Raw genomic sequence first — 7,148 nt, forward strand, 5'->3', positions numbered from 1 at the left:
GTTGAGCGAGGTCGGGATCAGGGGGGCGAGGTCGAAGACGCCGCTGATGGCGACGGCGGCGGCGGCGCGGCCCTCGCTGAGCATGCAGGCCGCCATATGGCCGCCGGCGGAGTGGCCGAAGACCACGGGGCGGACCCCGGACCGTTTGTGCACGGCTTCGACCGCGGCCCGGACCTGACGCAGGATATGACCGAGGCGGACGGCGGGAGCGAGGTCGTAGGAGGGGATGGCGAGGTTGACGCCGTGGGCCAGGAGCGCCGGGGCGAGTCCGGAGAACCAGCTGCGGTCCAGCGCCTGCCAGTAGCCGCCGTGCAGGAAGATGGCGACGGGGGCGTCGTCTCCGGCGGAGAACAGGTCCATGACCTCGCGCTCCCCGGGACCATAGGCGATCTCCTGCGGCGGATGGGCGGCGCGGGCGGCCTCGGCGGCGGCTCGCCAGCGCAGCATGACCGCCTGATGGTCGGGCACCCGGGCGCGGTTGTTGTATTCGGCCTCGAGGTCGATCGCCGCTTCGCCCTTACCCGTCACGCTGTCATCCGCTAGAGGAAGCCCTCGAACCTGAGGGACCGCCGCCATGATGACCGCCATCTTCGTCTTCATCAAATGCGAGCTGGGCCACGCCAACGACGTGGCGGCGGATATCGTGGACAATGTCGAACACGTCTCGGAGGTCTATTCGACCTCGGGCCAGTACGACCTGCTGGCCAAGTTCCAGCTGCCGAAGGACATGGACATCGGGACGTTCGTGACGAAGTCGGTGCAGACGCGGGCCAACATCCGCGACACTTTCACGGTGATCACCTTCTCGCCGTTCCTGCCGACGAAATAGGCGCTGACGCTGACGTAACGTCACCCCTGAATCGCTGCTAACGTCCTTTGGACGGAGGCGCTGATGACCGATCTGGAGACTTTCCGCGCGGAGACGCGGGCGTGGCTGGAGGCGAACTGCCCGGCCGAATGCCGCGGGCCGGTGAAGAGCGACGAGGAGCGGGTGTGGGGCGGGCGCAACGCCGTCTTCCCGACGCCGGCGCACAAGGTCTGGCTGGAGCGGATGGGCGCGCGCGGCTGGACCGCGCCGGAATGGCCGACGGAATACGGCGGCGGCGGGCTGAGCCGGGAGGAGGCCAAGGTGCTGGCCTCGGAGATGCGGCGCATCGACGCCCAGGCGCCGCTGGCCAGTTTCGGCGTGTGGATGCTGGGACCGGCGCTGCTGGCGTTCGGGACCGAGGAACAGAAGCAGCGCTTTCTGCCCGGGATCGTGCGGGGCGAGATCCGCTGGTGCCAGGGCTATTCCGAGCCGGGCGCCGGGTCTGACCTGGCGGCGATCCAGACGCGGGCGGAGGATCGCGGCGACCACTGGATCGTCAACGGCCAGAAGGTGTGGACGTCCTACGCCGACAAGGCGGACTGGATCTTCTGCCTGGTGCGCACGGACCCGGAGGCGCCCAAGCATCTGGGCATCTCCTTCGTGCTGTTCGACATGGCGACGCCGGGGGTGTCGACGCGGCCGATCACCCTGATCAGCGGCAAGAGCCCGTTCTGCGAGACCTTCTTCGACGACGTGCGGGTGGAGAAGGCCAATCTGGTCGGGACCCTGAACCGCGGCTGGGACGTGGCCAAACACCTGCTGGCGCATGAGCGGACCATGATCGGCGCCATGGGCGAGATCGCCGGGGGGCGGCCGCTGGGGCAGGTCGCCACCGGATCGTTGGGGGTCGACGACGAGGGGCGGCTGGACGAGCCGATGCTCCGGGCGCGGATCGCCGAGCTGGAGGTCGACGCGGCGGCTTTCCGGCTGGCCATGGAGCGGACGGGCGACCAGGCGAAGGCAGGGCAGGCGCATCCGGCCATCGCCTCGATGCTGAAATACTACGGCTCGGAGCTGAACAAGCGGCGCCACGAACTGCTGATGGCGGCGGGCGGAGCGGACGCGCTGGAGTGGGAGGGCGAGCGCTCGCGCGACGGGGCGATGGCCCGCGACTGGCTGCGCACCAAGGCCAATTCCATCGAGGGCGGGACCAGCGAGATCCAGCTCAACATCATCGCCAAACACCTGCTTCAGCTGCCGGGGGCCTGACGGATGCCGCTGATCCTGACCGAAGAGCAGATCATGCTGAAGGAGGCCGCGGACGGCTTCCTGAACGAACACGCGCCGATCGCGCACCTGCGCAAGCTGCGCGACAGCCGTGATCCCGACGGGGTGTCGCGCGACCTGTGGCGGGCCTTTGGGGAGATGGGTTTCGCGGGGGTCCTGATCCCGGAAGAGCACGGCGGTTCGGGGCTGGGCGCGGTCGAGGCCGGGGTGGTGGCCGAGGCGCTGGGACGGACGCTGACGCCATCGCCGTTCCTGGGCTCGGGGGTGCTGGCGGCGACGGTGCTCAAGGGCGGCTCGGACGAACAGCAGGGGGCGTGGCTGCCGCGGATCGCGGCGGGCGAGGCCATCGTGGCGCTGGCCGTGGACGAGGGGCCGAAGCATGCGCCGGCGCGGATGGCGACCATGGCCGAGCGCTCGGGCAACGGCTTCCGGCTGAACGGGGCGAAGGGGTTCGTGCTCGACGGCCACATCGCCGACGCCCTGATCGTGGCGGCCCGGACGGACGAGGGGATCGGCCTGTTCCTCGTCGATCCGTCCACGGACGGTGTCGCCGTCGAGCGGACGGTGATGGTCGACGCACACAATGCGGCGCGGGTGACGCTGACGGATGTCGCGGTCGACGCGGATGCGTTGATCGGATCGGTCGAGGGCGGGGAGGCGCTGCTGGAGGGGGCGCTGAACCTCGGCCGGGCCTGCGCGGCGGCGTCGCTGACCGGGGCGGGGGACCAGGCCTTCCAGACCACGCTGGAGTATCTGCGCACGCGGAAACAGTTCGGGAAATTGATCGGCGAGTTCCAGGCGCTGCAGCACCGGGCGGCGCATCTGTTCTCGGAGATCGAGATCGCCCGGGCGGCGGTGATGGGGGCCCTGCAGGCGCTGGACGCCGGCAGGGAAAGCGCGCCGCTGGCCGTCTCGGTGGCCAAGGCCAAGGCCGGGCGCGTCGCCGAACTGGCGGTGCAGGAGGCGGTGCAGATGCACGGCGGCGTCGGCATGACCGACGAATTCGACGTCGGCCTGTTCATGAAGCGGGTGCGGGTGCTGAACGAACTGCTGGGCGACGCGGGATTCCATCAGGAGCGGATGGCGCGAAGCCAGGGGTTCTGAGGCTCCGGTATCTCCCCGGGGTGGCGAGGCCGGGCGGCGGCGGCTAAACCTCCGGGAGGGAGACACGCACCATGACGACGCGAGCCAACGCGCCCCTCTACCTGTCCGGCTTCGGCAACCATTTCTCGACCGAGGCCGCGCCCGGCGCGCTGCCGGAAGGGCGGAACTCGCCGCAGCGGGCGCCGATGGGGCTGTACGCCGAGCAGCTGTCGGGGACGGCGTTCACGGCGCCGCGCAGCGAGAACCGCCGGTCGTGGCTGTACCGGCTGAGGCCGTCGGCGCAGCATCCGGCCTATCGGCCGTTCCGGCAGGGTCTGGTGCGCTCGGGACCGTTCCACGAGGCGCCGCCGTCGCCGAACCGCATGCGCTGGGATCCTCTGCCGACGCCGACGGAGCCGACCGACTGGGTCGAGGGGCTGGTGACCTATGGCGGCACGGGCGATCCGGAGACCCTGTCGGGGATCGGCATCCATCTGTACGCGGCGAACCGGTCGATGACCGACCGGGTATTCTACTGCGCCGACGGCGAGCTGCTGATCGTGCCGCAGCAGGGCGAACAGGCGTTCATCACCGAGATGGGACGGATCGACGCCCGGCCCGGCGAGATCGTCGTGATCCCGCGCGGCGTGCGCTTCCGGGTCGAGGTGACGGGACCGGTGCGGGGTTATGTCTGCGAGAACTACGGCGCGGCCTTCCGCCTGCCGGATCTCGGCCCGATCGGCTCGAACGGCCTGGCCAATCCGCGGGATTTCCAGACGCCGGCGGCGGCGTTCGAGGATGTCGACCGGAAGACCGAGTGCGTGCAGAAATTCGGCGGGCGGCTGTATGCCACCACCTTCGATCACAGCCCGCTGGACGTGGTCGCGTGGCACGGCAACCTGGCCCCGTACAAATACGACACCGCCCGCTTCAACACGATCGGCACGGTCAGCTACGATCATCCGGACCCGTCAATCTTTACGGTCCTGACCTCGCCGAGCGACACGGCGGGGACGGCCAATTGCGACTTCGTGATCTTCCCGCCGCGCTGGATGGTGGCCGAGGACACCTTCCGCCCGCCGTGGTTCCACCGCAATGTGATGAGCGAGTTCATGGGGCTGGTGCACGGCGAATACGACGCCAAGGAGGGCGGCTTCGCGCCCGGCGGGGCCAGCCTGCACAACTGCATGAGCGGTCACGGGCCGGACCAGGCCTCCTACGATAAGGCGGTGGCCGCCGATCTGAAGCCCGTGAAGATCGAGAACACCTTGGCCTTCATGTTCGAGACGCGGCTGCCGATCCGCACCACGGAATGGGCGCAAACCTCGCCCACCATGCAGCTCGACTACGACGATGTGTGGACGGGATTCGAGAAGGGCCGCGTGACATGAAGCGACTGATGATGGCGGCGGCGCTGTTCGCGGCGGCCTGCCAGCCGATGCCGGCGACCGACGGCGGCAAGACCGATCTGGCCGAGGCGGCGCCGGCGGCGCAGACCCCGGCGGACGAGGCCGCCGCCTGCGCCGCGCGGGGCGGCAAGATGCTGCCGCAGGGCCGGATGCAGACGATGCGCTGCGTGGTGTCCTATGCGGACGCAGGCCGGCGCTGCACCGACGGCGACCAGTGCGAAGGCGACTGCCGCATCGAGGAGGCGGCGGGGACGCCGCACGCGGGCGCCAGCGCCGTCGGCCAATGCCAGGCCAACAGCAGCCGGTTCGGCTGCTACACCACCGTCGAGAACGGCAAGGCCGAAGCCACCCTCTGCGTCGACTGAACCTATGCATCCGGCGGCGAACGGCGGCGTTTTCGCCTCATGAACCTGGCTGAGATCGCCGCCCTGCTGGGCCTGAACCTGGGCCTGACGCTGACGGCGATGGCGGGGTTGTGGGCGCTGTCGGGACGGGGGCGCCGGATCGGCTACCTGGACGGGGTCTGGCCGCTGGCGATGGCCGCTCTGGCCGCAACGACCTTTCTGCTCGCCGACGGCGATCCGGTCCGCAAGGGGCTGCTGCTGTGGCTGGTGGCGATCTGGGCCGTGCCGCAGGCCTGGCGGCGGCTGTCGCCGGCGGCGCGCACGGCGGCGGACGACCGGTACGCCCGGACCCTTGAGGCGTGGGTGCGTCGCGGCTGGAGTCCGGCGCTCGCCTCGCTGCTGCTGATCGTCCTGCCGCAGGGGGCCCTGGCGTGGCTGGCGGCGCTGCCGGTGCAGCTGGGCCAGGTCGACTTCCTGCCGCCGGTCGGCTGGGCGGGCTGGGCCGGGGCGGTGCTGGCCGTGGCCGGGATCGGTCTTGAGGGGTGGGGCGCCCTGAGGCTGGCAGGGACGCGCAAATCGCCGCCTCTCCCGCCCGCGGCCGCCACGGGCTGGCGCCGATGGCTTGAGCGGCCCGACTATCTGGGCGACCTGGCCGTTGGGTGGGGCCTGTTTCTCATTGCAGCGGAAACCGGGCCCGGGCGATGGTCGGTCGTCGGCCCTGTCTTCCTGACCCTGGCGCTCGCCCACTGGGCGAAGACGGAAAACCCCCGCCGCGTGAGCGACGGGGGCTGACCGTTCGAAGGGTTTACGCGGGCTTCATGACGGCCCGCGGTGTTCCGTCTTACTGACCCGGGTTCGCCGTCGAGGGCGAGGTGTTCGGGGTGTTCTCGGTGGTCATGCCGCCGTCGGCGTTGCCGGCTTGCTGCTCGATGGCGTCCGCCTTCTCGTTGAGGGCGGTTTCCTGGGACTCAGTCGGCGCGGCGGCCGCCTGTTCTTCCAGGGCGTCGGCCTTTTCCTCGGCGGCGTTGTCGGCCGGGCTGTTGCAGGCGGCGAGGCCGGCGAAGGCGAAGGCGGTGGCGGCGGCGATGATCAGTTTACGCATTGGAGGGGTTCCTTCCACAGTGGAGCCCGAATAATGCGCCGCTTCGGATTTGGTTCACGCCCGCGTGACTATTGCGTGAGACTCGGGGCTTAACCTGCCTCGGCGAAGGCCACGCGGGCGGCGCCGAGCAGCGCCGCGTGCTTGTGCAGAATGACGTGGGTGGGAACGGCGGCCATGTAGTCGGTGAACCGGCCCTTGCGCTCGAACCGTTCCCGGAACGGGCTGGCCTGAAGGAAGGGCAGGATGCGCGGGGCGATGCCTCCGGCGATGTAGACGCCGCCCCGGGCCCCCGTGGTCAGGGCGATGTCTCCGGCCACGGCGCCGAGGATGGCGCAGAAGCGGGCCAGGGTGGCGCCGCACGGGCTGTTGTAGTCCGCGAGCGCTTCCTGGGTGATCTGGGCGGGATCGTCGATGTGGCTTTCGCGCCCGTCGATCTCGGCCAGGGCGCGGTGCATGTTGAGCAGGCCGGGGCCGCAGATCAGCCGCTCGATCGAGACGCGGTCGTAACGCCGCCGGAGGATGCGCAGGATTTCGTCCTCGACCGGGTCGCCGGGGGCGAAACAGGCGTGGCCGCCCTCGGACGGCATGGCCATCTCGCGGCCGTGGAAGTCGCGGATCAGGGCCGAGACGCCGAAGCCGGTGCCCGGCCCGAGCACGGCGATTGCGGAGTCCGGATCGCCCTCTTCGGGTCCGCCCAGCGAGGCCAGCTGGTCCCGCGGCACGACGGGGGCGCCCCAGGCGAGGGCCTCGAAGTCGTTGATCAGCCGCACCGGATCGAGGCCGAGCGTGCCGAGCTCCTGTTCCGACACGCGCCACGGCGAGTTGGTCAGATCGATGGCTCCGTCGGTGACGGGCCCGGCCACGGCGATGACGCCGGAGGTCGGCTTGATGTCGCAGCCGTCGATGAAGGCCTTCACCCCGCCGAGGAAGGTTGGATGGTCGGCGCCCTTGAAGCTTTGGTGCTGCTCCAGCACCGGCTTGCCGTTGATCATATGGGCGATGGCGAAGCGGGCGTTGGTCCCGCCAACGTCGCCGACCAGCAGCGTCTTGTCCCAGGCGATGGTCATGCGGTGGTCTCCTCGGAGCGGGACATGTCAGGCGTCGACCGCGCGGTC

The 7,148-nt window shown here is 70.3% G+C and carries 9 protein-coding genes; 6 read left to right on the plus strand and 3 right to left on the minus strand.

The annotated features are described in order from the left end of the window. On the minus strand, positions 1-528 hold a 528-nt coding region (locus VGD32_RS09180; protein WP_331031589.1), incomplete at its 3' end, for an alpha/beta hydrolase. A 46-nt stretch (positions 529-574) separates the two neighbouring features. Here VGD32_RS09180 and VGD32_RS09185 point away from each other — a divergent pair. The 6 genes from VGD32_RS09185 to VGD32_RS09210 all read left to right on the plus strand — a co-directional run bounded on the left by VGD32_RS09185 (position 575) and on the right by VGD32_RS09210 (position 5,723). After that, entirely contained in the window at positions 575-829 is a 255-nt protein-coding gene (locus VGD32_RS09185) for an Lrp/AsnC ligand binding domain-containing protein (RefSeq protein ID WP_331031590.1), read from the plus strand. Positions 830-892: 63 nt separating this feature from the next. Then, on the plus strand, positions 893-2,077 hold the full coding sequence (locus tag VGD32_RS09190; RefSeq protein WP_331031591.1) for an acyl-CoA dehydrogenase family protein: 1,185 nt from the start codon (positions 893-895) through the stop codon (positions 2,075-2,077). Between the two features lie 3 nt (positions 2,078-2,080). Further along, positions 2,081-3,199: an acyl-CoA dehydrogenase gene (locus VGD32_RS09195; RefSeq protein WP_331031592.1), complete on the plus strand. Its 1,119-nt coding sequence runs from the start codon at positions 2,081-2,083 to the stop codon at positions 3,197-3,199. Between the two features lie 71 nt (positions 3,200-3,270). Continuing rightward, on the plus strand, positions 3,271-4,569 hold the full coding sequence (gene hmgA / locus VGD32_RS09200) for a homogentisate 1,2-dioxygenase (RefSeq protein WP_331031593.1): 1,299 nt from the start codon (positions 3,271-3,273) through the stop codon (positions 4,567-4,569). Then, the gene (locus tag VGD32_RS09205) at positions 4,566-4,952 is read left to right on the plus strand and encodes a hypothetical protein (protein ID WP_331031594.1); all 387 of its coding nucleotides are present in this window, start codon (positions 4,566-4,568) and stop codon (positions 4,950-4,952) included. Before hmgA ends, VGD32_RS09205 begins: the two co-directional genes overlap by 4 nt. 39 nt (positions 4,953-4,991) lie before the next feature. Continuing rightward, positions 4,992-5,723: a DUF1295 domain-containing protein gene (locus VGD32_RS09210; RefSeq protein ID WP_331031595.1), complete on the plus strand. Its 732-nt coding sequence runs from the start codon at positions 4,992-4,994 to the stop codon at positions 5,721-5,723. Between the two features lie 49 nt (positions 5,724-5,772). On the opposite strand, the gene VGD32_RS09215 is transcribed toward VGD32_RS09210, so the two are convergent. Next, entirely contained in the window at positions 5,773-6,033 is a 261-nt protein-coding gene (locus VGD32_RS09215) for a hypothetical protein (RefSeq protein ID WP_331031596.1), read from the minus strand. A gap of 89 nt (positions 6,034-6,122) precedes the next feature. Beyond that, the gene (gene glk, locus VGD32_RS09220) at positions 6,123-7,100 is read right to left on the minus strand and encodes a glucokinase (RefSeq protein ID WP_331031597.1); all 978 of its coding nucleotides are present in this window, start codon (positions 7,098-7,100) and stop codon (positions 6,123-6,125) included. Positions 7,101-7,148 lie beyond the last annotated feature (48 nt).

Source organism: Brevundimonas sp. (genome assembly GCF_036402095.1).
Taxonomy (GTDB): domain Bacteria; phylum Pseudomonadota; class Alphaproteobacteria; order Caulobacterales; family Caulobacteraceae; genus Brevundimonas.